Raw genomic sequence first — 26,388 nt, 5'->3', positions numbered from 1 at the left:
CAACTTTGAATCAAACGAGAGAACACCATGGCCGTGAATGTCGAAACCCTTGAGAAGCTGGAGCGCAAGATCACGCTCACGCTGCCCGTCGAGACGATCCAGAACGAGGTCAACGCCCGCCTGCGCAAGCTGGCGCGCAGCGTCAAGATGGACGGCTTCCGCCCCGGCAAGGTGCCGATGAGCATCGTCACGCAGCAGTACGGCTATTCGGTGCAGTACGAGGTGATGAACGACAAGGTGGGCGAAGCCTTCTTCAGCGCCGCCAACGAGGCCAACCTGCGCGTGGCCGGCCAGCCCACCATCACCGAGAAGGACGGCGCGCCCGAGGGCCAGGTGGCCTTCGATGCGGTGTTCGAGGTGTTCCCCGACGTGAAGATCGGCGACCTGGCCACGGCCGAGATCGAGAAGGCCACCGCCCAGGTGAGCGACGCCGCCGTCGAGCGCACCATCGAGATCCTGCGCAAGCAGCGCCGCACCTTCGCGCAGCGCGCCAAGGACGCCGCCGCCGAGGAGGGCGACCGCGTGACGATCGACTTCGCCGGCAAGATCGACGGCGAGCCCTTCGAGGGCGGCAAGGCCGAGGACTTCCAGTTCGTCATCGGCGAGGGCCAGATGCTCAAGGAGTTCGAGGACGCCGTGCGCGGCATGAAGCTGGGCGAAAGCAAGACCTTCCCGCTGGCCTTCCCGGCCGACTACCACGGCAAGGACGTGGCCGGCAAGACGGCCGACTTCCTGGTCACCGTCAAGAAGATCGAGGCCGCGCACCTGCCCGAGGTGAACGAGCAGCTGGCCAAGTCGCTCGGCGTGAAGGACGGCACCGTCGAGGGCCTGCACGCCGACATCCGCAAGAACCTGGCGCGCGAGGTCCAGGCCCGCGTCACGGCCCGCAACAAGCAGGCCGTGATGGACGCGCTGGCGGCCAAGGCCGAGCTGGAGCTGCCCAAGTCCAGCGTGCAGGCCGAGGTGGACCGCATGGTCGAGAGCGCCCGCGCCGACCTGAAGGCGCGCGGCCTGAAGGACGTCGAGAAGCTGCCCATCCCCGAGGACAGCTTCCGCCCGCAGGCCGAGCGCCGCGTGCGCCTGGGCCTGATCCTGGCCGAGCTGGTGCGCACGGCCAACCTGCAGGCCAGGCCCGAGCAGGTGCGCGCGCAGGTCGAGGAACTGGCCGCCAGCTACGAGAAGCCGGAAGAGGTGGTGCGCTACTACTACGCCGACAACCGCCGCCTGGCCGACGTCGAGGCGATGGTGCTGGAGAACAACGTCACCGAGCACGTGCTGGGCCTGGCCAAGGTGACCGAGCGCACGCTGGACTTCGACGAGCTGATGGGCCAGCAGTGATATTGTTTTGATAGCTGCCAGCGCTTGCCTGGCGGGCGCTGGAGGCCGATTTGGCTTATAAGTCGGCCGTCGCCGCCGTGCGGCGACAATGGGGCTTGGAATCCACGGGTTCCGGCCCCATTTGCTTTCCCAGTTCAATCACGGAGCTTTCATGAGCCAATTCGACACCCCCCAGAACCTCGGCCTGATCCCGATGGTGATCGAGCAGTCCGGCCGCGGAGAGCGCTCGTTCGACATCTATTCGCGCCTGCTCAAGGAGCGCGTGATCTTCCTGGTGGGCGAGGTCAACGACCAGACGGCCAACCTGGTGGTGGCGCAGCTGCTGTTCCTGGAAAGCGAGAACCCCGACAAGGACATCTCGCTCTACATCAACTCGCCCGGCGGCAGCGTGACGGCCGGCATGTCGATCTACGACACCATGCAGTTCGTCAAGCCCGACGTGTCCACCATGTGCCTGGGCTTCGCGGCCAGCATGGGCGCCTTTCTGCTGGCGGCCGGCGCCAAGGGCAAGCGCTATTCGCTGCCCAACAGCAAGGTCATGATCCACCAGGTGCTGGGCGGCGCGCGCGGGCAGGCCACCGACATCGAGATCCAGGCGCGCGACATCCTGCGCACCAAGGAGCAGATGAACCGCATCCTGGCCGAGCGCACCGGCCAGCCCTACGAAAAGGTGGTGCAGGACACCGAGCGCGACTACTACATGACCGCCGACGAGGCCAAGGCCTACGGCATCGTTGATCAGGTGCCGGCCTCGCGCCCCTGATCGCCGCTCCGCCAGCCAGTTGCATGCGGGCAACGGCGCTCCCCGGCGCCGCTGCCCGTTTTGGTTATCATGGCCCGATCCATCATTCTTCAGACGTTCAATGGCCGATAAGAAAGGCTCTTCCAGCGAGAAAGCGCTCTACTGCTCGTTCTGCGGCAAGAGCCAGCACGAGGTCAAGAAGCTGATCGCCGGCCCCTCGGTGTTCATCTGCGACGAGTGCATCGACCTGTGCAACGACATCATCCGCGAGGAGGTGCCGGCCGAAGACGCCGCGGGCGAGGCCAGGAGCGACCTGCCCGCGCCGGCCGACATCAAGGCCAACCTCGACAACTACGTCATCGGCCAGGAGAAGGCCAAGCGCACGCTGGCCGTGGCGGTCTACAACCACTACAAGCGCCTGAAGCACAAGGACGACGCCAAGAGCGGCGACGTGGAACTGGCCAAGAGCAACATCCTGCTGATCGGCCCCACCGGCTCGGGCAAGACGCTGCTGGCGCAGACGCTGGCGCGCCAGCTCGACGTGCCTTTCGTCATGGCCGACGCCACCACGCTGACCGAGGCCGGCTACGTCGGCGAGGATGTCGAGAACATCATCAGCAAGCTGCTGCAAAGCTGCAACTACGACGTCGAGCGCGCGCAGCGCGGCATCGTCTACATCGACGAGATCGACAAGATCAGCCGCAAGGCCGACAACCCCAGCATCACGCGCGACGTGTCGGGCGAGGGCGTGCAGCAGGCGCTGCTCAAGCTGATCGAGGGCACCATGGCCAGCATCCCGCCGCAGGGCGGGCGCAAGCACCCGAACCAGGACTTCCTGCAGATCGACACCACCAACATCCTGTTCATCTGCGGCGGTGCCTTCGCCGGGCTGGAGAAGGTGATCGAGGCGCGCACCGAGGCCAGCGGCATCGGCTTCGGCGCCACGGTGCGCAGCAAGCAGCAGCGCTCCATCAGCGAGGCGTTCCAGGAGGTGGAGCCGGAGGACCTGATCAAGTTCGGCATCATCCCCGAGCTGGTCGGCCGCATGCCGGTGGTCGCCACGCTGGCCGAGCTGTCCGAGGACGCGCTGGTGCAGATCCTCACCGAGCCCAAGAACGCGCTGGCCAAGCAGTTCGCCCGGCTGCTGCAGATGGAGGGGGTCGAGCTGGAAATCCGCTCCTCGGCGCTGAAGGCCATCGCCCGCAAGGCGCTGGCGCGCAAGACCGGCGCGCGCGGGCTGCGCTCGATCCTGGAGCAGGCGCTGATCGACACCATGTACGAGCTGCCGCACACCGCCGGCGTGGCCAAGGTGGTGGTGGACGAGAACACCATCCTGGACAGCCAGCCGCCGTTGCTGGTGTACCGCGAGGCCGCCAAGAAAGCTTGATTTACAAGCCAAATCGGCCGCCAGCGCTTGACTGGCAAGCGCTGGCAGCTATGTTTTTGATAGTATTCCCACTGCCCATGCGCCCATCGCGCGGCGGGTTGAAAATGGAGCCCGGAGCGGCCATATCCGGCTGACTCCCTTGCCCGAGGATTCTTCATGTCCGGAACCACTCCCCTGCCCGCCACCCCGATCGATCTGCCGCTGCTGCCGCTGCGCGACGTGGTGGTGTTCCCCCACATGGTCATCCCGTTGTTCGTGGGCCGGCCCAAGAGCATCAAGGCGCTGGAGTCGGCGATGGTGGGCGACCGCCGCATCATGCTGGTGGCGCAGAAGGCTGCGGCCAAGGACGAGCCCTCGGTCGGCGACATGTTCGAGGTGGGCTGCATCTCCACCATCCTGCAAATGCTCAAGCTGCCCGACGGCACCGTGAAGGTGCTGGTCGAGGGCCAGCAGCGCGCCACCGTCACCCACATCGAGGACGGCGAGGCGCACTTCGTCGCCACCGTCACGCCGCTGGAGCTGGGCGAGGGCGCCCAGGACAATGCCGAGGTCGAGGCGCTGCGGCGCGCGGTGATGCAGCAGTTCGACCAGTACGTGAAGCTGAACAAGAAGATCCCGCCCGAGATCCTGACCTCCATCGCCAGCATCGACGAGCCTGGCCGCCTGGCCGACACCATCGCCGCGCACCTGCCGCTGAAGCTGGAGAACAAGCAGGCCGTGCTCGACCTGTCCGACGTGAAAGGCCGGCTGGAGAACCTGTTCGAGCAGATCGAGCGCGAGGTGGACATCCTCAACGTCGACAAGAAGATCCGCGGCCGCGTCAAACGCCAGATGGAGAAGAACCAGCGCGACTTCTACCTGAACGAGCAGGTCAAGGCGATCCAGAAGGAGCTGGGCGAGGGCGAGGACGGCGCCGACATCGAGGAGATCGAGAAGAAGATCAAGGCCGCCCGCATGCCCAAGGAGGCGCGCAAGAAGGCCGAGGGCGAGCTGAAGAAGCTCAAGCTCATGTCGCCCATGTCGGCCGAGGCCACCGTGGTGCGCAACTACATCGACGCGCTGGTCGGCCTGCCCTGGGCCAAGAAGACCAAGATCAAACACGACCTGGCCTACGCCGAGGGCGTGCTGAACGAAGACCACTACGGCCTGGAGAAGGTCAAGGACCGCATCCTCGAATACCTGGCCGTGCAGCAGCGCGTGGACAAGGTCAAGGCGCCCATCCTGTGCCTGGTGGGCCCGCCCGGCGTGGGCAAGACCTCGCTCGGCCAGTCGGTGGCCAAGGCCACCGGCCGCAAGTACGTGCGCATGGCGCTGGGCGGCATGCGCGACGAGGCCGAGATCCGCGGCCACCGCCGCACCTACATCGGCGCCATGCCCGGCAAGGTGCTGCAGAGCCTGAACAAGGTCGGCACGCGCAACCCGCTGTTCCTGCTGGACGAGATCGACAAGCTGGGCATGGACTTCCGCGGCGACCCCTCCAGCGCGCTGCTGGAGGTGCTGGACCCGGAGCAGAACCACACCTTCAGCGACCACTACGTCGAGGTGGACTTCGACTTGTCGGACGTGATGTTCGTGGCCACCAGCAACTCGATGAACATCCCGCCCGCGCTGCTCGACCGCATGGAGGTCATCCGCCTGTCGGGTTACACCGAGGACGAGAAGACCAACATCGCGCTCAAGTACCTTTGCCCGAAGCAGATGAAGAACAACGGCGTGAAGGACGATGAACTCGAAGTCACCGAGGGCGCCGTGCGCGACATCGTGCGCTACTACACGCGCGAGGCCGGCGTGCGTTCGCTGGAGCGCGAACTCTCCAAGATCTGCCGCAAGGTGGTCAAGGGGCTGCAACTCAAGCAGATGACGCCGCGCGTCACGGTCACCGAAGACAACCTGAACGACTTCCTGGGCGTGCGCAAGTTCACCTACGGCCGCGCCGAGCAGCAGAACCAGGTCGGCCAGGTGGTCGGCCTGGCCTGGACCGAGGTGGGCGGCGACCTGCTCACCATCGAGGCCGCCACCATGCCCGGCAAAGGCAACGTGCAGCGCACCGGCCAGCTCGGCGACGTGATGAAGGAGTCCGTGGAGGCCGCGCGTACCGTGGTGCGCTCACGCGCGAGGGGCCTGGGCATCAAGGACGAGGTGTTCGAGAAGCGCGACATCCACATCCACGTGCCCGACGGCGCCACGCCCAAGGACGGCCCCAGCGCGGGCGCCGCCATGACGACGGCCATCGTCTCCGCGCTGACCGGCATTCCGGTGCGCGGCGAGGTCGCCATGACCGGCGAGATCACCCTGCGCGGCGAGGTCACCGCCATCGGCGGCCTGAAAGAGAAACTGCTGGCCGCGCTGCGCGGCGGCATCAAGACCGTGCTGATCCCCGAGGAGAACGTCAAGGATCTCCAGGAGATTCCGGCCAACGTGAAGGAAGGGCTGAAGATCGTCCCCGTCAAGTGGATCGACAAGGTGCTGGAACTCGCGCTGGAGCGCCAGCCCGTTCCGCTGACCGACGACGACGTGGCGCCCGTGGAGGCCACGCCGGCGGCCGCTGCGCCCGCCGCCAAGCCCAAGCCGGGCCGCGGCGCCGCAGTGAAGCACTGATCGCCATCGAAATTTTTTCGCGGCGCTGCGAAAGCGCCGAAATTTCAGGCTATAATGCGAGGCTTACGCGGGAATAGCTCAGTTGGTAGAGCGCAACCTTGCCAAGGTTGAGGTCGCGAGTTCGAGCCTCGTTTCCCGCTCCAAGGACTTCCATGGAGCTCTACAGAGATCCATGAAATGCTAAAAAAGGGAGCTTCGGCTCCTTTTTTTGTTGGGGAGATTGTCCCCAGAAGCCTGGGGAAGTCCATCTACAGACAGCCTTTTTTAGGCCTGTTTTGGGGCCATCATCTGCTCTGCGCTAAGGCGATACTTTTCGATGTGGCGCTCGCGTCGGGCTACGATCCGGTCTTCCGCCCAGGGAGGCGGGCGATAACGACTCACATACCGCTGCCGGTTTCGGCAAAGGCCGGCCGCACCGAGACTGGACGGCTGTGGATGTATGTGCGCGATGAGTGGCCCAGGGCAGCGCGCAGGCCCCTGCGGAGTGGTTCGAGTACTCACCGGATCGCAAGGGGGCAGCGCCTCAGGCTCATCTGAAGGACTTTACCAACGTCCTGCAGGCCGACGGCATGCGGGGCTTCGAGGCACTGTAAGCCACCGGCCGGATCAACGAGGCCGCCTGCCGGGCGCATGCGCGGCGCAAGTACTTCGAACTGCACGCCAACACTAGGTCGCCGCAGGCGCTGCTGGCACTGGAACACATCGCTGGCCTGTCCGCCGCGATCGAGCGGGCCCTCCGAGGCCAGCCGCCCGATGAACGCCGGCGAATACGCCAGCAGCGGGTAGCACCTAGGCTGAGGGCCCTGAAGAGGTGGATGAATCAGGCGCTGGTGGCGATCTCGTACAAGTCTGATCTGGGCAAGGCCGTCCTGTACTCGGCCAAGCTGGGTGGCGCTGACACGCTACGTCGACAACGGTCGCATCAAGATCGACAACTCCAGCGGCTAAGCGCAATACTGTTCATCTAAAATCAATTGCTTCACAATCCCCCCATCACCAACCCCGTGATGGATGGAGCCGATGGCAAGAGTGCGCAAGACGCTGGCAGAGAAGATAGATGTGGCGCACCTGATGAGCGTAGGCGTCCTGGCCAGCGTATGTCCCAGGGCGTTGATCGACGAAGTGTTGGCGCAAACGGAACGTGCCAGCAAGCGCGAGCGGCTGTTGCCAGCACCGGCGGTGGTGTACTACATCATGGCCATGGCGTTATGGCGAGAAGCGCCCCTGGAGGAAGTGCTGCGCGTGGTGTGCGAAGGCTTGCAATGGCTCAGTAGAGGACAAGCGCCAGCAGTACAGGCCAGTAAGGCGGCAATCTCGCAGGCGCGCAGCCGCCTGGGCGCCGAGGTCATGGAGCAACTGGCCGAACGTGTGCTCAGTCCTCTGGCAGCCCCGGGCATGCCAGGGGCGTGGTACCGCCGGTGGCGCATCATGGCGCTGGACGGCACGGCAATGGACGTGGCCGATGAGAAGACCAATGCAGCGTTCTTCGGCTATCCAGGCTCCTCACGAGGAAGCAGCGCCTTCCCGCAAGCGCGGGTGCTGGGGCTGGTGGAATGTGGCACGCATGCGGTGGTAGCCGCGGCCATGGCCCCTTGCAGCCAGGGCGAGACCACCCTGGCGCAGACCCTGTGTGTCAAGTTCAAGCCGGACATGCTGGTGCTGGCCGACCGGGGCTTCTATGGCTTTGGCTTGTGGGGCAAGGCTTGCGCCAGCGGTGCGAGCCTGGTGTGGCGCGTCAAGGCCAACCTCAAGCTCGACGTACACCGGCAACTGCCCGACGGCTCCTATCTGAGCGAGGTATTCGACAGCGCCGACAGGCAGCGCCCAGCGGGGCAAGGGCAAGTGGTGCGCGTGATCGACTACACCTTGAAGGACTCGGCCAGCCCCGTGCAGGACAGCTACCGGCTGGTGACCAACATCCTCGACCATGAACAGGCCCCAGCGCTGGATCTGGCGGCGCTGTACCACGAGCGCTGGGAGATAGAGGGGGTGTTCGACGAATTCAAGACGCATCTGAGGGGAGCCAGCACGGTGCTGCGCAGCAAGACGCCTGAGTTGGTGCGTCAGGAGCTGTGGGGGCTGCTGCTGGCGCACTTCGCGATCCGGCAGTTGATGGCCCAGGCAGCCTGCACGCAAGGGCTTGATCCGGATCGTTTGAGCTTCACCCACGCCGTGCGCGTGATCAAACGCAAGATGCCGCAAGCTGCGGCCATTCCCCCCTGAGCACCTGGCAGCCTGGCGCGATGCGCTGCTCCAGGAGATCGCACGCGGGCGTTGCGTCAGTAGCCGCGGACGTTTGAACCCGCGTGGCGTCAAGCGCAAGATGAGCAACTTCCGCATTCGGCACCGTGGCGCTGTGCTTCATCAGCTCCATTTGCCTTCGCCTGTGATGCGAATGTGAACAGTATTGCGGCTAAGCGTGGACTGCGCTGCGTCGCTCTGGGGAGCAACAACTATCTGTTGGCGAGATCGGAGACGGGTGGCGAGTGCGCCACTGCCATGTCCAGCCCGATCCGAACCGCCGAGCTCAACGGCCTGGATCCTCAGGGGTAGCTGCGAAACGTGCTCGAGCGCATCGCCAACTCCATCACCGCATTGACGAACTGCTGACGTAGAACGTCGCCACGCAGTTTGCCACCCTCATCGCTGGAGAACAACCCGCCGTGTTAATGCGGTGCTGGGTCGATGTTTGCCCGCAGTCGCCCAGCCATGCAGTGTCACTGCTTCAGAATGTGGATAAGATGTATCTGGCGACACAATTTGTTTTACGAGATGAGTGCTCGGCATATCTCCTGAAGCGATGATGCGAGGGGCTTATGCTCAGTGCGATGACTAAGGTGACTACTCGCAGGAAGCCATGTCGAAGGTCAGCATCGAGCGTATAACCAAAATCGTGCGCCTTATCCGTCGGCATGGTGCCGTGCCGATGGCTACATTCCTGGCAGAGTTGGAGGTCTCACACGCATCTGTAAAGCGCGACCTCGATTTCCTTCGAGACCGACTCGGATGCCCCGTTGATTGGGATCGCAGCCAGCGCGGCTGGGTTATCCGCGATGAGTTGGCCGATGGTGGCCGGTTCGAACTTCCCGGAGTTTGGTTCAACTCATCTGAGGTCTTTGCTCTGTTGACGATGCTTCATCTGGTGGAGGGCGTTCAGCCCGGCTTGCTGGACGAACACGTTGGCCCGTTGAAATCCCGTTTCCGTAGCCTGCTCGCTGAAGGCACAAAGTCGGCCAAGCCGATTGAACGAAAGCTCAAACTCATCCATTTCGCGCCCAGGAAGGTTGAATCCAAGCACTTCCAGCTCATAGCCGGCGCCTTGCTGGACGGCAAGCGCTTGCATCTGCGGTACCTCAACCGTGACCGCAAGGAGCACACGGAGCGCACCATTTCTCCACAACAGCTGGTGCACTACCGTGAGAACTGGATGTTGGACGCGTGGTGCCACACTCGCAATGCCATCAGGTCTTTTGCACTGGAGGCCGTTGCTGATGTCCGCGTTATGGATGAGCCCTCGCAGGAAGTCAGCCAAGAAGAGATGCAGGAGCATTTCCGCAGCGGCTATGGCATCTTTGCCGGCAAAGCGGCCCACCGCGCACGTTTGAAGTTCACTCCAGAGCGAGCCCAGTGGGTCAGCAAGGAGACCTGGCACCACGACCAGTCAAGCGAACTCCTCCAGGATGGCAGCTACATCTTGGAAATTCCATATTCGAATGACCAAGAGTTGTTGATGGACCTCCTACGCCACAGCCCGGAGGTGGAAATTCTGGAGCCTCCTGAGCTGCGACAGCGCCTACACGACGCATTGTGCGCCGCAGCATCAAAAAATCTTCCTGCAGATGTTCAGTAGGTCGTTATTTGAACCAGTGCACTCACAAGAATACCTCCCATGCTCGACGTTTTCCGGGCTAGGAGTGCAAGATGAAAGTGAATTTCGCTCATATTCGGGAGCGTGCACAGAACGGCGGCTGGATTAACTTCGCCGTCTTCGATGCTCGCTCGTCCTCTGGCTCCCGGGACGACAACTCCCAGTTGCTGGCCCAACTGACGGCCAAAGCGCGGGGTGCGAACCTCCGCGTTGACCAAGCTGCGCTCGCCTTCATGTCCGGCGGACGGCTGCAGTTCTTCGGAAGCCCACCCTTGGTGGACTTCCTTTCTCGCAGCGGGCTCCCTGGCTGGACCCATTCCCTCAACGCGTAACCACACAGGAGACTGAAATGGCCAAAAACGACCCCGTTGGAGACAACGCCCGCCGCGGCGCTGTACGCGACCGCTCGCAGGTGTTCAACCCTGCCAACCAGACGTGGACCAAGCGTGACACCGGCAACGGCCGCTTCATGGACCAAAAGAAGGACGGCGAGCCCTTCAAGGGCGTTCGCAAGGAGCCAAAGTAGCCAACACGCGGCTCGTAGGACGGGCCGTGTTCGATTTTCATCAGACCAGCCGGGTTGACGCTCCGGGAGTGGACTACGGAACTTGCTGATGTTGCCCCTTGCTTAGACCGCGCAGGCGCATCCCCCGATGTGCTTGCGCTACTTGCTTCACGCGCCATGCATGTCACCTTCGGTTTGAACCTCGATGCCCGACAGGGCCCTTCGCCGCAGAGCTCCTTCAACACACCTGTTGTTGGGCGACTCGGCTTTCTGTCATTGCTGGAGACGTACCTTGGCTTGGCCAAACCCGAGGTCGCGGCAGCACAGCGCGTTGCGGTCTACATGGGGCATCTGCAGCGCCATGACAATGGGACTCGTTTTTACAGCGCCTCGATGAAAGTCGACAGCGTTGGCACAGCAGTAAAGCTCCTGTCCTGGCGCGATGAGTGGCTTCTCGGGGGTTGGCTGGGAACAGCGCAGGCGTCTCATCCTGTTCGGCTTCAAGAACTGGCCATGGTCGAGACGACCGCCTCGGGCATGCCACCGGGTGAAGCTACCCGACTGCTGTTGGTTGAACAGGCGCTCAAGGCGACAGGCTACAACCCGATTACCTCTGTCTCGCTTGTTGACCCACTGGAGGATTTTCCTCTCCTGTGGCGCAGAGTGCTGTCGTGCTTGCCAGATGTGCAAGCCAGCCCTGCCGTTCCTCATGGAGAAGGAGCACTGCGTGCCCTGCAGGAAAAAGCGGTTCTCGTCATGTCGGGGCAAGGGCCACCAAGCAAGATGTCCCCCATTGCGGACGGCAGCGTGCGGCTCGTTCGAACACTCTCTTTTTCGACAGCTGAGCACTGGCTCGGTGCGCACGCTGTAGCCCACCCGGCTGACCGGTTGGTCCTCGCGGAGAACCATGGGGACTCGCTCGACACCACCTTGGTCGCCACCGGCGGAGTCAATTGTGGCTTTGAGAACCCTAGCCAGCTTCGACCGGCTCTACAGGCACTGGGTCTGGCCTTGGAGATGTGCTGGGCACCTCTCGACGTTGGTCGCCTGGTCGACTTCCTGACCCATCCTGTTGGACCGTTCAGCCGGAGAGCGCGAGCCACGCTCGCGAAAGCCGTTGCGGAACAACCGGGGATTGGGGGAGCCGCATGGGTTGAGGCCAAGAACAAGATTGCTGCGGACAAAGATGGCGCAGCTCTGGTGGTCGAAATCGAGTTCTGGCTTGAAAGCGAACGCTGGCCACGCCATCAGGGTGCGCCCTTGGATGCCCTGCTCGCGCGAGCCGACAAGCTCAAAGAAGCCATGCGCCGCAGGTTGTCTGGCGATCCCTCGATAGCGGCCACGTTCGCACCTGCGCATCGCCAGTGCGCAGCTGTTTTCGATAGCCTCTCCGAGCTTTCCCGACAAGGCGTCAACACGCTGCTGCCCCGGCAAATTGAACAGTTGGTGGCTCATGCGACGCCCACAGGTGCATCCAATCCTGGTGCCGTCTCTCAGGTTGGGTGCATGCGCTCTGCGAATACTGCGGCAGCTTGCATCGAGCCAGCTGACGAGGTTATTTGGTGGATGCCTTCCACGCCAATGCTGGTACAGCAGCTCCCTTGGTCGAGTGCAGAAGTCCAAGCATTGAAGGAACTGGGCGTCGAGCTGCGGGACCCCGTGAAGCAGTTGTCAGCCCTGGCCATGCAATGGCTACGTCCGCTGTTGGCAGCCCGCAAGCGTTTTGTGATGGTCTTGCCCCCTCCTGGCCGGGAAGTCCATCCTGTCCGACAACTCCTCCAGCAACTCATCCCGGACTTTGAAGCGCAGGCCCTGGACCTCGATGCCGCATGTAGCAGCCAGTTTCTAGGTAGCTTGACCGCACAGGTGAAGCCGCTCCCATTTCCGCAAGTACAACGCCATATCCAACTCCCCGCGCCGCTGAAGCTGTCCAGGAATCCACAGTCTTACACGGCACTCAACGAGTTGTTCAACGCGCCCGCGCTCTTCGCGCTCAAGCGGATTGCCCGGCTGAACCCAACATCTATTCTTGCAGTCGAAGAAGACAACCGCCTTCTCGGCATCCTCGCCCATCGTGTCTTCGAAAAGCTCTTTGCGCATGCTGATGCCCTGACCTGGACGAATCAGCAAGCCAAGGACTGGTTTCGAGCTCAGGCCGACGAGTTGCTCCGCACAGAAGGAGCCGTTCTCCTCATGCAAGGCGCTGGCATCAGCCTGCAGCGCTTCCAGATGACCTGCGACGGTGCAATCTGCTCGCTCTTGGACCATCTGCGCGCAGCCAAGGCAGTACGCGTTCAGACCGAGGCCGAATTTGATGGCGTACTCGGTCCAGTCCCGTTGACCGGCAAGGTTGACCTTTTGGTCGAACTACCTGACAACATGGTTGTCGCGCTCGACATGAAGTGGCGTGGAGACAACCACTACGCACGAATGCTGCGCGAGGGCGGCCACCTCCAGTTGGCCCTGTACTCCAGCTTGGTCGAGCAGAAGACCGGAACTGCACCTGCGGCACTGGGATTCTTCATCCTGGAAAGCGGCGCGCTGTTCGTCTCGCACCCGGGTTTCTTCCCTCAGGCTCAATTCACACCTCCACCCGAGGGCGTTACGGTCGCTGCACTGCTTGACCGGGCAAAAGCGACCTGGTCCTGGAGAACAGGCCAGTTCGCCGCAGGGCAAATTGAAGTTGTTCCCAAAGGACCATCTGAAGACTACAACGGCCCCGAGGGCACGCTACCGGTGAAGGGGCCTAGCCAATGGGACCGGGACTATCTCGTGCTGCTTGGAGGGTGGGAATGATGAACAACATCGAATTTGTGAGCGCGGGCGCCGGTAGCGGCAAGACCTACAAACTGACCGAAACCCTTGCGCAAGCCCTCGAGTCGGGTGCTGCAAGGCCCCATGCCATTTTGGCAACGACGTTTACGGTGAAGGCCGCCACGGAGCTGCGCGAACGCGCTCGGTCATGGTTGCTGGAGAAAGGCCGTGTTGACCTTGCCACGGCTATCGGACAAGCCAGGTTGGGAACAGTCAACAGTGTCTGCGGGCAGATGCTCAAGCAGTTTTGCTTTGAGTTGGGGCTGTCCCCCGACCAGACCGTTCTCAGCGAAGGGCAGACGAAACGGCTGCTCGAAACATCACTTGCTGAGACTCTGGACCCTGTGGGCCAGTCCGAGTTTGTTCAGCTCACGCGCAGATTTGGAGTCGAACAGGAAGACTGGGCCAAGACCGTCAAGGATGTGGTCAAGGCGGCGCTGGACAACGACATTGCGCCCGCAGTGCTGCGGACGATGGGGCCACGCAACGCAGACCAAATGCTTGCGAACTGGCCAGCGCCGACCGCTGGTGGCGACCCGACGGCGGTTTTAGCCGCAGCAGTGGCAACCGCACGCCAAGAGGTAGCCGCCTATGTTGACGCGCAAGTCGCGGCTGGCGCCAAAGTGGCCAAGAACCTCCAAGATGGGCTGGGTGACTTGCAGAAGCTCGAGCGAGCGTTCCGCGAAGACCGATGGTCGTGGCCCGACTGGATTGGTGCAGCGGGTATCGACGCCGGTGCCAAGGTCAAGCACTTTCTAGAGCCCGTGAAAGCTGCAGCTCAGGCGCACGAATCCCATCCGGCCTTCCACGCCGACGTGCGGCGGTATCTGGAGCAGGTATTCAATCTAGCAGCCAATGCCCTGGATGCCTATGCGGAGGCCAAGAGGTCTCTGGGCGCCGTGGACTTCAGTGACCAGGAAGTGCTGTTGCTGCGCGCGATTCGAGAAAACGCAAGCGTCCGTGAGATATTGGCTGGCGAACTCGACCTGGTGATGGTCGATGAATTCCAGGACACAAGCCCTCTCCAGCTTGCTCTGTTTGTGGAATTCGCCAAGCTGGCCAAGCGTTCAATCTGGGTTGGCGACCCCAAGCAAGCGATTTATGGCTTTCGCGGAACCGATGCCAGCCTTATCTCTGGAATCATCGGAGCGATTCCGGGCTGGGGCGGCACTATTGGTGCCCCCCTGACTACATCGCGACGGTCCACCCCTGCGTTGGTCTCGCTCACGAATACAGTGTTCGGCGGTGCCTTCCTGCCGGACCTGACACCTCAGGACGTTCAGCTGCAACCCGCTCGCAAGGACCTCCCCAACCAGCCGTCGCTTTTGAACTGGAACTTTGAGAGCAGCAAGAACGGCACGGACTACCTGGCATTGGGCCAGGCCGTAGCGGAGCTACTTGGCTCCGGGATGCAGGTGGAAGACAAGGCGACCAAAACTCTTCGGGCAGTCCAACCAGGTGACATCGGGGTCCTTTGCCGAAAACACGACCAAGTGGACTTGGCAGTCACTTCGCTCACCCAGTGGGGCATCCCTTCCGCAAGTCCTCGCGCCGGCCTGCTGGGAACAGCGGAGGCCATCTTTGTCTTGGCTTGTCTGCGCCGCATGCATGACGTCAGCGACACGGTTGCATCCGCTCTGGTGCTGACGTTGGCAGACGGCATCCCGGTAGACGCATGGCTGGCGGACCGCCTCAACTACCTCGGGCAGCCCGATGTCAAAGCTCATGAATGGAAGACGAACGGTGAATCAGCGCATCCACTACTTGCACGTCTCGAAGAACTGCGCCCGGCCTTCACATCCTTGACACCTTTGGAAGCTCTGCGCCTGTCCGCTTCAGAGTCGCACGTTGCACAGCTTGTCGCCCAATGGTCTAACTCTCCGCATGAGGCCCACAACCGATTGGCCAACGTTGAAGCACTGGTGGAACTGGGCAAAACCTACGAAGACGAATGCGTGGCGGCCAAGCGACCTGCGACGGTCAGTGGGATGCTCAGGTGGCTCGATGCAACCGCGGAAGCGGAGGACGATGGCCGGGCCGCGACAGCAGACAACGCAGTCACGGTCCTCACCTACCATGGGTCCAAGGGCTTGGAATGGCCGGTCGTTGTGCTTTCCTCGCTTGGCGAAACTGCCAGAAGTGCGCTTTGGAATGTGCGTGCGCGAACTGAAGATGCCTTTGACCCGCAGATGCCACTGGGCAATCGCTTCATTCACTGCTGGCCGAAGACTTGGGGTAAGCGCGCTGCCCCACAAGCCGCTGTCAACGCGGAAGCAAGTGCGACCGGGGTCTCCATGCAAAAAGACGCCGAGGCGGAAAACAAGCGCCTGCTCTATGTCGGGTTGACCCGTGCCAGAGATGTGAACGTCCTGGTGTCCTTCGCCAGGAAATCCGGGCCAGTACGCAGCTGGGTAGATGAGGTACCGGGCGCAAGTCAGATTCTGTTTGGACCGACCGAGGAGGTGGTTCTTGCTGATGGCCAGCTGTGCTCACGAACATCCAAGAACTGGAACAAAGACCAATGCGCAACCGAACCCCCAGCGCGAGCGCCGCAAGACCGTCATTGGTTTACGCGTCGGCCTCTCGCATCCGCAGCGCCCCTGTGGTATCGCCCGAGTAGTGCCGTTGGCGGGCAGTTCACCATTGCGGAGACCGCAGACGTCGGCATTCGTATTGCGCTGACGGGAAAACCGGACATGGCCGACCTGGGGACAGCAGTCCATCACTGCATCGCTCGGGCTGGTGCACGGGGAATGGTTGAGCAGACCGATGTCAGCAGCATTCTCAGCAATTGGGGCGTAGGCAACACCGTTGACAACGCCGCGGTTGTCGCGCAGCTCAACGCCTTCCGTACGTGGTGCGCCGAGCGGTGGCCGGGATGCCCCACCTTCGTCGAGGTTCCGATTGAAGCGATTCGTCCAGATGGAACGCGCGTGAGGGGCCGTATCGACTTGCTGGTGCAGTCGTCCAAGGGATGGATTCTTGTCGACCACAAATCCAACCCCGGTAGTGCCGACCGGAATGAGCAACTGGTTCAGGAACACGGCCCTCAACTCGCTGCGTATGCAGAGGCTCTGATTGTTGCCACGGGGACGCCGGTAGCGGAGCAGTGGCTATACCTTCCGGTCGCTGCTCGTGCATTGCGCCTCGCTTGAAGTTTCCCCATAGCCGTGCCCCGCACCCTGACCAACTTAAGGGAATCGCTTCGATGACCAAGTACTTCAACGCCAAGGTTCAAGTGGTTCAGACAAGAACCGTTCATGTCCAAGTAGCGGCGGACTCCGAAGCCGCCGCGGCAGAACTGGCGAGGGCCCAAGCTCGTCTGAAAGAGCCCGGTTTTTCCGTTCAAGACGTTAGCCTCAGTTTGGTCGGGGAAAGTGATTTGGAGGTTGGCTCCCGGGTCGTCCACCGCCTATTTGGCGCAGGTGTCATTGAGAGCCTCTACTCCGAGGGAAATCCAGGCCAGTTCCGGATGCAAATTAAGTTTGACCGGGGTGATACCAAACACATTCACGGACCGGGTGCGGTCATCCGACCGGAACGCATGGATGAGCCGCGGCCGTCCGAAGCGAAATCAATCCCACCACCTACCTGACAAACGAATATCAAGAGCCCATGAGCCTTCTAAAAACAATTCGTGATGAGACCTTGAAACGAGACTGCGACGTCGCCGGACTTTTGCGAATGTGCAAGGTGCTGGCCGTGACGCTGGAGTCTCCGGAGTTGGAACTTTGGGCGGGCTACGAGCTCAACGGCTATCCAGAAGAAGTGCCACCGCCAACCTATCGAATCCTGAAAGTCCCTTCGAAAGGTCATTTTTCAGGTCCTTTTGGGTCAGGAATACGGAACGCGGACATTCCGATTCATGTTCTGCCCACAGAGTTTCACGAGGTCTTTCGTACGACTGCGCTCAAGCAGAGCGTCGGGGCACTGCAAGAACTACTCCGACGAAGTGATGGAAACCTTCAGGTCCCCTGGCCGATGGAAGCTCTTGCCTTGTATGGCGACAAAATGTACGAAGGAGTTCACTGCATCCAAGCGTGGAAGGTATTGACCGCAGGGTCGGTACACGGTGTCCTAGATGCGGTCAAAACCAAGGTCCTGGACTTCACTTTAGAGCTTCAGAAAGCACACCCCGAGCTCATGAAAGATACCGACACTCAAAGCGACAAACCCACCCAGGAAGAGGTGAAGAACGTCTTCCACACAACTATTTATGGAAGCGTTGGAGCTATTGCGAATGCCAGTTCCAATTTCTCTCAAAATGTGAGCATCAGAACTGGAGACCTACGGGCGCTGAAAAAGCTGCTCAAGGATGCCGGGGTACCGGACGATGCCGTGGCTGAGCTTGAGACGGCCATGGCGGAGGACCAAGAGGAGTCCAAGGGAAGAGGGAAACTGGGAGCCCGCGTAAAAGCATGGCTTGGGACACTGCTTGTCAAGGCTGGAAGCGGTACTTGGCATGTCGCATTGGAAACGGCCAGCTCACTGATCCCAGCAGCTATTGCGGGGTATCTCGGTATATCTCTTGGTTAATGGGAACGTAAGGCATAAATGGCAGGCAGGTCTATACATGGTCTTGCACCAGAAAATCGTCATTTCATTGTGCTCCTTTCTGCTTGCAAATGCAGATTCATGAAAATTCGAGTTAGGTTTAGTAATTGTTATGGGTGGAGTTTTCGAGCTAGCGATTCGATCCATTGATGTACAACAGGCGGTGTACCGTCCGCCGAAGCCACCTTCGTTCCCTGCATGCCAAGCATCGATCTCGCTCCGCTGTTGAAGCTTTCCTCCAGGTTACTCGACCTGCACGATTCCAGGCGTGGCAGCGGCGAGTCGCCGCAGTACCAGACGGAGGACCGTCCCGGTCTCGGCGACGGGCGCTATATCGCGCTAGCGGAAGCAGTGCTCGACGTTCTGCAAAGGCTGGATGCCCGCACCGGCGACGAGTTTTCATCCTTGCAGTCCATCCAGCAAGGCGTACGTGAGCAGATCAACTGGGCCGAAGACATCGATGTGGAGTACGTGCTGAACGTGCTCTCCCGGCCCTCAGAGCTGAAGCTCCTCCACACGCCGGAGGAAGGGCCTGCCTATGTCATCGGGGACAAGGAAACCAACCTAGTGGAGAAGGCCGCCCACGTCGTGGAGTACCGGCTTTCCCGTCTGGGCAAGACAGCGCTAGTGATCGCATCTGACCATATGGACATCGCCTACATTGAGGGCGACGTAACGAAGCTGATCCGCGCGATCCAGGCCGCGCGCCTGGGCCCGGCGCTGGGGTTCGCGGAACGCCTGCTACAACAGTTGCGCACTGAGCAGCTCAAGCTGGTGGCGCTGATCGAGCGAACGACGGGCGGCAGGCGCGCTCGGGAAGAGGTCTTAGAGCAGATGGAGTCGCACCGCGAAACCATGCGTCGCACGGTGAGCCTGGTGCAGGAGGCCAGCTTTGCGATCGACGAGATCATCCGCAAGGAAGTCGATACGGGCGACGACGTGCCGATCGGCCTGATCCGTGTCAAGGTCAAGGAACTGGCTGGCGGAGTGGTCCGATACGGCAGGGAGCTGACCCGCCTTGCCGAGCTGTCCATTACCAGCAAGCCCTCCACCGTGCAGGCTCCCGACTTCGCCGGGCTCGCGTTCCAGTGGGTGAAGGCACCGGCGTCCAGCCAGCAGGTGGCCCGGGTGCTGGAAATGCTGGGCCCGGGCTGCGCACCCAAGGTGGCGCCGATCGTGTCGGACTTCGCCGGGATCGTGAAGGGGCGTGTTGCCGAGCGGGCGCCCACCGAAAGACTGCAGCTTGACGCTTTCGAAGTCCCACCCGAGGACCAGTTCACCGACTGGCTCCAGCGGAACCTGCCGTACCTGGAGGGGCAACTCCACGGCGGCGTGACGCTAGGGGCCGCGCTGCGCGACGGCCTGGGCCGAGATGGCGATGCACACGCCTTCAACTGCCTGGTGACCGCTCTCACGGCGGCCGACGATTGGGTCAAGGAGCCCGTTGAGGGTGAACTCGTGCGGGATTTGGAGAGGGCCGACCTCCCAGGCCTGCAGGTGATGTTCTCCAGCTTGAAACTGCAAAAGGTCGGCGCGGACACCGCCAGGAAAGAATCATGACTCCTTACGACATGGGCCGAATCAGTGCCTTCCTCATACTGCACCGCAAGCTGGAGGATCGCTCCGACAAGCGGGGCATGCGGCCCGACGAAAAAGAGCTTGGCGCCCTCCTGCGGGAGGCTACGGTCGACGAGTTGCGCGACCTCGAAGACCTGATGAGCGGGCAGGGGTTCGTGCTGGTGCAACTGACCAGCTTCGACATCGAGGGCATCGGGCCAGGCTCGCGCGTGTACCTGGCCGCGCGCCGTGCGGACATGCCATCCTGCCTGGTCGATGGTAGCCATATCCCCGAAGGCATGGGCCTGCCCACGCAGCCAACGGCAGCGAAGATCTGGTTCACGCAGATTTGGCTGCTGCACCTGGACCTCCTGTACACGCAGCTCGACCGCAGCCCCTCCGAGCGTGGCCGCTGGATCAACGCGTCCTTTACCAGAGAAATGCTGCAGGACGCCGTGCACGCCCACATTAACGACCACGTGCGCAAGCTCAACGCGGTCCAACTGGGCGACAGCGAGGTGTATGACGTCCTGTGCGCAGAGAAGGGGACAGAGATTTCCAAGCGCGTCAAACGGTTCTTGGATTTGATGTGCAGAGGCGGCCTGCTCGAAGAAAGGGGCGAGGGGGTCTACCGCCAGACCCTGCTGTCGGCGGTGGAGATGAAGGAGAACTTCGATCGGTCGCTGGCACCGCTCATGCTTACCTCCGAGTCAACTGGCCAGCGCACCACCATAGGACAGGTGGCCAGCGCGTTGCTGACGACCACTCAGGAGGCATTGTCTGAAGGAGGCGAGCAATGAGCCTGATCTCGCGCGTGGAGGTGACCAATTACCTCACCGAAGGCATCAACCCGAACCGGCGGTCGGCGGATTGGAAGCCGATGCTTACCGGCATCACTTTGCGAACGGATGGCGGGAAGTCGGCGCTCGTGAACATCACCAACGGCGGCGGCAAGACCTCGCTGGTGGAGCTCCTGCTCTACCTGCTGAGCAGGGACGCGCGGCTGCTCAAGAAAATCCGCGAAAAGGTGGCACCCAAGAACCGGGGCTACACCCACGCGCGCATCGAGTTCAGGACTCCCCCGGAGGACAACTACTCGGCCCCCAGCCTGTTGGAGATAGACCCCCTGAATCTCCCTGGCGAGACGCACGTGGTCGGCGTCGCGCTCAACGACGACATCAACGAGCAGCCGATCTTCTACTCCTACAGCGGCACGCTCGAAGACTCGCCGTGCTACCTCTACGATCGCAAGAGCATCGCGCAGGTGCCGGACAATGCCTTCGCGGCGGCGACGAGGGCGCTGCGGGGGTGCAAATGGAACCGCTTCGCGAACCGGCTGGAGTGGGAAGACCACATCCGTCTGTTCCTTCCCGTGGAGGTGATCCGGCGCAACGTGGTGTACCAGCTGAAGGGCTCCGACGACCAGAACGCCAGCTTCTTCGATTTCAAGCCCAGGGGCGGCGAGTCTCATGACAGCGCGTTCTTCCGCGCCGTGGTGGCGCCGGACCTCCTGAGCAACCTGCTCAGCAGCTTCGCCGAGGAGGATGAGTCGGCGGTGGAGGACACCCTTCTCAAGAGCCTCACGCAGATCGTGCGGGCCGATAAGGAGATCGCAGCCAAGAACAAGCGCCTGGTGGTGCGCGAAGAGGGGATTGCCAAGCTGGAGCCCATCCTTGCAGCGGGGAGGAAAGCCCGTCAGTTGCAGCAGGAGTGCGATGGTCTGCTGCGCAAGCTGCGGAGTGATGTCGCGTTCCTGCGCTACTTCGGGGTCCAAGGAAGCCGCTACGCGCTGCCGGGTTTGCCCAGGAGCCTTCCCAGACTGGGAGAACAAGACCCTCGGATCCTGACGGCCCTCAAGGGCATGGCCATCCTGCCGGACGAGGGGATCGTGCTGCTGGACAAGGCCCTGAGCGAACTGAGCGGCGTCGAGGTGCGTGTGATCTCGCAGGTGGCTGACCGCAAACAGATAATGTCGTTCTCGGTAAAAGCGCAAGTCATTGATTTTGCTTGTGATTTCGAAAATCTGAATAGCGGCAGCGTCAAGGGCGGACACTATCGGAAGGGGTATACGAAGGAAGCCGCAGTCAAGTTGCCCGACCTGCTGGCCAACATTTCCGGCGCGAAAACGACGGGCTTGAAAGAGGTACTCCTGCACGCCTTCACCATCGCGGAAGCCCAGATCGACACGAACCCCGGTTCCCGCCAGGTGCGTGCCCTGGAAGCCAGGAAACATGGCCTACTGGAGTCTGCGCAGTCGTGGGAGGCGTCCCAGGCGCAGCTCGCGTCCGATGTCAACAAGCTGCGGCTGCAGGTCAAGGACCGTGCGGAGAACCAGGGAGCCTGGGACGATTTCGTCGGGTTGGGCGCACTGCTACCCGAAGACCTGCGTACGGAGCCGATGCTCGCCAAAACCTGGCTGTCCGAGCAGTTCGATGACCTGCAGGCTGAGGCCGCGCAGCGCAACACCCGACGCGGGGAATTGAATCGGGTATGGCGCGAATACACGGAAGTCCTCGACCACCACGGCTTGGAGGGCTTGCAGGGGGCACAGGAGCGGTTGGAGTCACTGCAGACCCTGCACGACACCATCCAGACGGAAAGCCGGCGCATCCTGCCTGCAATCACCGAGGCCAGCAAGCTGGCCAGAGGGCTGCAGCTGGCCGTCCAGCCACTATCGGACGCTCGCGACAAGGCGAGTAGGTTGGTCGAGACGTTCGAGCAACTTTCGCCGGGCGTCCAGCGGTTCGTGACGGTGTTCGGCGCTGTGGATCCGTCCACAGTCAACCCTACAGGCGATTTAACGAAAGCCAGCAAAGCCCATTCTGAGACCCAGGTAGCGCTCCGGTCCGTGACTGACGAGCGAGACAACCTGTGGCGGCTCAAGGCCCAATCTGCCACGTTCGAGGAGATTTTTGGTGCGGGCACGGATGCCCTGACGTATGACCCAATCAAGCGGCACACGAACACCCTTGAAGAGCTGTCTACCGTGCGCCAGGATCTCGGAGCGCTGCTTCCGCATAAGGAAGCGATAGAGGCGTTCAACGACCGTTTCCCGCAGGCCACCCCGCGGGTATGGCTGGAAGAGGCCGGACGCACGCTGGGCAGGCTGCGCGAGGAACTGCGGACCCAGCGGGAACTGGAGACGAGCCTGCGCAAGGAAGGCAAGGCCATTGAGCAGATGCGGTCGGTCGATGATGGCAGCTTCGAGGCGGCGTGGGCAATTCTCGCCGCCTCGCCGGTGCGGGCCGTGCGCTTGCACCAGGCGCTGCAGTCGGCCGCGATGTCCCCCGCAGAGCGCCTGGACGCCATGAGCGCCCTGTCGGGCATGTTGTCGGCGCCCGTGTTCGAGACCATCGAAGACCTCAATGAGGCTGCGCAGCTTCTGGAGGGCGCGTGCGCGTGGGTACCTTTGATCCTCAAGGAAGAGCTGTCCAATGCGCTGTCCAAGGGGGTTGCGATCAACGGCCGGGTACGCACGCTGGGTTTCATTGGCGGGGCGACATCTCGCCGCGTACGCATCCTGCTTGAGCCCGAGTTCGCCCGCACTGAACTTGAACGCGTGGCGAGGGAGCTTCTGTTATGCCAAAGCGCCATTGCGCTAACCGAGGTGGGTTTGTCGGAAGTCACCCCGGAGGGCGATGGCTACCAACTGGCGCTGAAGGCCAAGGCCGCTTTGGACGCTCGTGCGGACGAGCGATACAACACGAGCCTTACGGATGCGAATCGATTGGAGGAACTGCTTAGTCAGCTCAAGGGCCAGATCGAACCGCAGGCCCGCGCGGTCTTGGAAGCGGCCAAGGAGTTCAAGAAGCTGGATGGCCTGGCCCGGCTGTCAGAGCTGAGTTTGTTGATCCCCCTGGCTGAAACCGAGCTCCAAAAGGCCGCGGATGCAAAGGAGGCCGCTGAGGGGCGCGCCTCACACGAAAATCTGACGGCGCGCGACGATGCACTGCGGCATAGCAAGCTCGGCGGGGATGCCGCCTATGCTGCCGCCAAGGCGGCGTACGCGAACTCTTGCGAAGAAGTAGAGATCGCAGCGGCTAAGGCCGCGGATGCCCAAGAGGAACTCGTCAGGCTCGATGAAGAGCAGTCCGAACTGAACAGAAAACAGCAGGCTTTTGAAGAGGACGGCGGGGAGCAAGTCCGGTCCCTATACCAGCGGGTACTGCGCTTTGCTGCATGTGCTGAGGACTTGCAATTCATGCGTGGCTTTGAGGCGGCCAGCCAGGAAATCTCCGAGACGCTCGGCAAGATTGCGGCCGCGCTCGCAGTGAACTTCGAGCGGGCCGATGCGTTCCGGGCCCATCAGGGCAAGAGCGACATGGCACTGCTGGAAGAAATCGCGCGCAAGGAGCAGGACGCGGACCAGTTAAAGGCCAAGGCTGAGGACGCCCGAGCCGGAGCCGAACGCATCGCCCGTGCCGACGTCCCCAACTGGCAGCGCCTTGCCAAGGCTATCCATGAGATTGCGTTCGAGGTGGGCAGCAGAGTGGCACGGTCCAAGGCGGCGGCCACGCAGGCCGCGAACCTGGAGGAGGGCGCGGCCGTGCCCGAGGCACATGCCGGCTACAAGCAGGCCATGGCCGTCTTTGAGGCTCTCTCGGATCCAGCGCTGGAGTCCTATGGCGCTGTCATCGAGAGCGTCGAAGCGCTGGCCCAGACCGTGCAGGCGATGGACCTCCATGAGGCCTTGCAGCAGCACAAGGCCGTCGCAAGCGAGCTGGCCACAGCAGCCGAGCAGTACCGAGATCAGAACACCAGGTTCTGCAGTGCGGCTCTAGAGGTGGCCCAATCCCGCGACAGCGCTTTCAACGCGCTGGAGATCGAGGAGATCGGCAGGGCAACTCCGGACACCATTGAGGCGCTTGGGGTTCTTTTCACGCAGTTGCAGGCGAGCCTGTCCAAGGAGCGCGACGAAGCCAAGCAGGCCATGACCATCGCCATCCAGACCGCCGAGGACACCCTCACGCAACTGGCGGGCCTGATCCAGAGCGCCATCGACAACCTGGCGACCCTGAACAAGGTGATGGGACGGTATCCCCAGGGCCGATTCTTCTTCGAGACGCAGATTACCGGCAAGGCTGGCGTCCAGGACATCCTCAACGAGCTGAAGCTGGACGTGGAGCGGGCCTTGCGGGACCAGGATGGTCAGTCCCGGGGCATGCGCCGAGGCAACGACACCCAGCTCAAAACCATGCTGCGCGAGCGTTTGATCGAGTGCGTCTTCACGAACACCGAGGTGCAGTTCGTGAACGGTGGCATCTGGGGCGGCCGAAAGAGCCACGTCTCGGGCAAGCTCTCGACGGGGCAGAAGATTGCCCTGGAGTTCATGTGGATTGTCCGCCAGGCCGAGTACGAGATCGAGCGCGGGTTGCAGGAGATGACCAGCAAGCAGGCCGCAAAGTCTCGGGCCAAGGCCAACCGGGTGATCCTGATCGACGGGATCTTCAGCACGCTGTCAGACCGCCGCATCATCAAGGAGGCGCTGAACGGGTTGCGCGACCTGGGGGGCAACTTCCAGATCATCGGGTTCCTGCACTCTCCGAACTGGAACAACGATTTTGCGGTGTTCCCGGTCTACCACGTGGGCAAGAAGCTCGTGAACCAGGAGGGCGACGGCCTGGTGTCGTTCCGCGAACTCGGCCGCGAGCCTGGCACGGTCGGTTTCGTCAGTGCAATCACCCAACCACTGCTGCTCGAAGGTGCCCCGTGAGTGAGGCGTTCCTGCAGGAGGAAAGTGCACAAGTGCTTGCCGCGCTGCGTCGGATGGCGGGTGAGAGCGGCAGATTGCGCACATCATCTGCCACCGCGAAGCTGTGCTCGGCGCTGGGTCTGCCGCGCGTGAGCGTCAATGAGGCGCTTCGGGAACTGTATCGCGCTGGATTGGTAAGCTACCAGCCTGATGGACAGCAACTTCCTGCATCCGGGTACATCACGGTGCAAGCAGCAGCCGTGGAGCCAGCGGCGCACGAGATCTTCTGGAGGCAGGCGCTGGAGGATGCACAGGTGGAGTCGGGTGTTGCCGTGTTCCTCGCACAACTGGCGCCAGCGGTCGCGGATATGAATGCGACGGACACGCAGGTTCTGGCCCGCGCATTTCAGGCACTGAACGGCCTATCAGCCGAGTCCACCGACGATGCTGGGTTCAACGTGAGCGCTCGTCACCTGATGGGAAGCTCCAAGGTGCTGGCCAAGCTCTCTCGCCAGATGCTCGCCGCTACGGGCCTGCCCAGGCGCCTTCATGCACCATCGCCGAGGTACATCCTATGCGCAGGGCCGTCAGAGCCTGTGGCCACGCTGTTGATCGAAAACCCCTGCGCCTTTGAAAACGCCATCCGCAGCGGCCTGACCGATGACGTGGCCATCGTGTGCACCTTCGGGTTCGGGCTGTCATACTTGGGAAGCGAACTGTGGGCGGGTGACCAGGCGCCGCAGCACGATCGCCCAATCCGGATCGTGCGCGACGGCACACCGCCACCATTGGGCCAGCTATTAGCTGCGGAGAAAGTGTTCCTCTGGGCGGATCTGGACCTGGCAGCGATGAACATATTTCGCTCGCTCAAAGATGCCATCCCACAGCTGCGGATGAGCGCGATCTACGAGGAGATGGTGCCGATGCTCTCGGACCCCGCGCGGTCGCATCCGTATACGGCGCTGTTTGACAAGAGCGGCCAGCTCTCGCGGTACCAGGGAGGCAGCGCGGTGCCTTCGCGCTTTGACGACGAGGACGTAGCGATGCTGCAAGCCGCGTGCTCTGCTCGAGCGGTGGATCAGGAGGCAGTCGAAGAGAGCAGCATCCGACGGTTGGGAGCGCAGCCGCTGTGCGTGAATCGAACGCCAGACCCCCTGATGTAAGACATAGAGCGTGGCTCGGTTGCACTGCCAAATCGACTTTAGGCTGGTTGCGGTTGATCAATTTTTGAAGCCGAACGACCGTCAGGTCGGGAGCCTGTCATTCGTGTTGTGAATGCTTGGTAGCTTGCGATGCTAACTAAATCGCTCGCTCGACCAGATGCAGTCGCCGA

Annotated in this window: 16 protein-coding genes, 1 tRNA gene and 1 pseudogene; all 18 read left to right on the top strand. The window is 62.2% G+C overall.

Translation table 11 applies throughout. The features are described 5' to 3' along the window. Positions 1 to 27 precede the first annotated feature (27 nt). Entirely contained in the window at positions 28 to 1,338 is a 1,311-nt protein-coding gene (gene tig, locus QM772_RS05760; protein ID WP_415134486.1) for a trigger factor, read from the top strand. A gap of 151 nt (positions 1,339 to 1,489) precedes the next feature. After that, on the top strand, positions 1,490 to 2,101 hold the full coding sequence (clpP, locus tag QM772_RS05755; RefSeq protein ID WP_415134485.1) for an ATP-dependent Clp endopeptidase proteolytic subunit ClpP: 612 nt from the start codon (positions 1,490 to 1,492) through the stop codon (positions 2,099 to 2,101). A gap of 100 nt (positions 2,102 to 2,201) precedes the next feature. Beyond that, entirely contained in the window at positions 2,202 to 3,467 is a 1,266-nt protein-coding gene (gene clpX, locus QM772_RS05750; RefSeq protein ID WP_415134484.1) for an ATP-dependent Clp protease ATP-binding subunit ClpX, read from the top strand. Between the two features lie 156 nt (positions 3,468 to 3,623). Continuing rightward, positions 3,624 to 6,065: an endopeptidase La gene (lon, locus tag QM772_RS05745; protein WP_415134483.1), complete on the top strand. Its 2,442-nt coding sequence runs from the start codon at positions 3,624 to 3,626 to the stop codon at positions 6,063 to 6,065. Positions 6,066 to 6,132: 67 nt separating this feature from the next. After that, a tRNA-Gly gene (locus QM772_RS05740) sits at positions 6,133 to 6,208 on the top strand. A 309-nt stretch (positions 6,209 to 6,517) separates the two neighbouring features. Further along, a pseudogene (locus QM772_RS05735) lies at positions 6,518 to 7,033 on the top strand (IS66 family transposase). Between the two features lie 43 nt (positions 7,034 to 7,076). Further along, the gene (locus QM772_RS05730) at positions 7,077 to 8,288 is read left to right on the top strand and encodes an IS4 family transposase (RefSeq protein WP_415134482.1); all 1,212 of its coding nucleotides are present in this window, start codon (positions 7,077 to 7,079) and stop codon (positions 8,286 to 8,288) included. Positions 8,289 to 8,922: 634 nt separating this feature from the next. Continuing rightward, a complete protein-coding gene (locus QM772_RS05725; protein WP_415134481.1) occupies positions 8,923 to 9,915 on the top strand; it encodes a helix-turn-helix transcriptional regulator in 993 nt (330 codons plus the stop codon). Positions 9,916 to 9,986: 71 nt separating this feature from the next. Next, positions 9,987 to 10,265, top strand: a complete 279-nt coding sequence (locus QM772_RS05720) for a hypothetical protein (RefSeq protein WP_056666037.1) — start codon at positions 9,987 to 9,989, stop codon at positions 10,263 to 10,265. 17 nt (positions 10,266 to 10,282) lie between these two features. Continuing rightward, entirely contained in the window at positions 10,283 to 10,459 is a 177-nt protein-coding gene (locus QM772_RS05715; protein WP_415134480.1) for a hypothetical protein, read from the top strand. A gap of 156 nt (positions 10,460 to 10,615) precedes the next feature. Then, a complete protein-coding gene (locus QM772_RS05710; protein WP_415134479.1) occupies positions 10,616 to 13,234 on the top strand; it encodes a PD-(D/E)XK nuclease family protein in 2,619 nt (872 codons plus the stop codon). Then, positions 13,234 to 16,407: a UvrD-helicase domain-containing protein gene (locus QM772_RS05705; protein WP_415134478.1), complete on the top strand. Its 3,174-nt coding sequence runs from the start codon at positions 13,234 to 13,236 to the stop codon at positions 16,405 to 16,407. The genes QM772_RS05710 and QM772_RS05705 overlap by 1 nt, the downstream gene beginning before the upstream one ends. 53 nt (positions 16,408 to 16,460) lie before the next feature. Further along, positions 16,461 to 16,847, top strand: coding sequence for a hypothetical protein (locus tag QM772_RS05700; RefSeq protein WP_415134477.1), 387 nt, complete (start codon positions 16,461 to 16,463; stop codon positions 16,845 to 16,847). Positions 16,848 to 16,867: 20 nt separating this feature from the next. Continuing rightward, complete coding sequence (locus QM772_RS05695) at positions 16,868 to 17,788, top strand: hypothetical protein (RefSeq protein WP_415134476.1); 921 nt, start codon at positions 16,868 to 16,870, stop codon at positions 17,786 to 17,788. Positions 17,789 to 18,004: 216 nt separating this feature from the next. Continuing rightward, positions 18,005 to 19,366, top strand: a complete 1,362-nt coding sequence (locus tag QM772_RS05690) for a hypothetical protein (protein ID WP_415134475.1) — start codon at positions 18,005 to 18,007, stop codon at positions 19,364 to 19,366. After that, positions 19,363 to 20,163 (top strand): hypothetical protein, encoded by an 801-nt coding sequence (locus QM772_RS05685; protein WP_415134474.1) that lies wholly within the window; start codon positions 19,363 to 19,365, stop codon positions 20,161 to 20,163. Before QM772_RS05690 ends, QM772_RS05685 begins: the two co-directional genes overlap by 4 nt. Then, positions 20,160 to 25,076 (top strand): hypothetical protein, encoded by a 4,917-nt coding sequence (locus tag QM772_RS05680; protein ID WP_415134473.1) that lies wholly within the window; start codon positions 20,160 to 20,162, stop codon positions 25,074 to 25,076. The genes QM772_RS05685 and QM772_RS05680 overlap by 4 nt, the downstream gene beginning before the upstream one ends. After that, a complete protein-coding gene (locus QM772_RS05675; protein WP_415134472.1) occupies positions 25,073 to 26,218 on the top strand; it encodes a hypothetical protein in 1,146 nt (381 codons plus the stop codon). Before QM772_RS05680 ends, QM772_RS05675 begins: the two co-directional genes overlap by 4 nt. The last annotated feature ends 170 nt before the right edge of the window (positions 26,219 to 26,388 follow it).

This window comes from Ottowia sp., assembly GCF_047601385.1.
Taxonomy (GTDB): domain Bacteria; phylum Pseudomonadota; class Gammaproteobacteria; order Burkholderiales; family Burkholderiaceae_C; genus Ottowia.
The sequence above is the reverse complement of the archived record's forward strand: the minus strand, read 5'-3'. Positions and strand labels throughout refer to the sequence as shown.

Excerpts from the sequence above, each read along its gene's own strand:
- tig (WP_415134486.1), top strand. The coding sequence starts at position 28 with ATGGCCGTGAATGTCGAAACCCTTGAGAAGCTGGAGCGCAAGATCACG.
- clpP (WP_415134485.1), top strand. The coding sequence starts at position 1,490 with ATGAGCCAATTCGACACCCCCCAGAACCTCGGCCTGATCCCGATGGTG.
- clpX (WP_415134484.1), top strand. The coding sequence starts at position 2,202 with ATGGCCGATAAGAAAGGCTCTTCCAGCGAGAAAGCGCTCTACTGCTCG.
- lon (WP_415134483.1), top strand. The coding sequence starts at position 3,624 with ATGTCCGGAACCACTCCCCTGCCCGCCACCCCGATCGATCTGCCGCTG.
- QM772_RS05730 (WP_415134482.1), top strand. The coding sequence starts at position 7,077 with ATGGAGCCGATGGCAAGAGTGCGCAAGACGCTGGCAGAGAAGATAGAT.
- QM772_RS05725 (WP_415134481.1), top strand. The coding sequence starts at position 8,923 with ATGTCGAAGGTCAGCATCGAGCGTATAACCAAAATCGTGCGCCTTATC.
- QM772_RS05720 (WP_056666037.1), top strand. The coding sequence starts at position 9,987 with ATGAAAGTGAATTTCGCTCATATTCGGGAGCGTGCACAGAACGGCGGC.
- QM772_RS05715 (WP_415134480.1), top strand. The coding sequence starts at position 10,283 with ATGGCCAAAAACGACCCCGTTGGAGACAACGCCCGCCGCGGCGCTGTA.
- QM772_RS05710 (WP_415134479.1), top strand. The coding sequence starts at position 10,616 with ATGCATGTCACCTTCGGTTTGAACCTCGATGCCCGACAGGGCCCTTCG.
- QM772_RS05705 (WP_415134478.1), top strand. The coding sequence starts at position 13,234 with ATGAACAACATCGAATTTGTGAGCGCGGGCGCCGGTAGCGGCAAGACC.
- QM772_RS05700 (WP_415134477.1), top strand. The coding sequence starts at position 16,461 with ATGACCAAGTACTTCAACGCCAAGGTTCAAGTGGTTCAGACAAGAACC.
- QM772_RS05695 (WP_415134476.1), top strand. The coding sequence starts at position 16,868 with ATGAGCCTTCTAAAAACAATTCGTGATGAGACCTTGAAACGAGACTGC.
- QM772_RS05690 (WP_415134475.1), top strand. The coding sequence starts at position 18,005 with ATGCCAAGCATCGATCTCGCTCCGCTGTTGAAGCTTTCCTCCAGGTTA.
- QM772_RS05685 (WP_415134474.1), top strand. The coding sequence starts at position 19,363 with ATGACTCCTTACGACATGGGCCGAATCAGTGCCTTCCTCATACTGCAC.
- QM772_RS05680 (WP_415134473.1), top strand. The coding sequence starts at position 20,160 with ATGAGCCTGATCTCGCGCGTGGAGGTGACCAATTACCTCACCGAAGGC.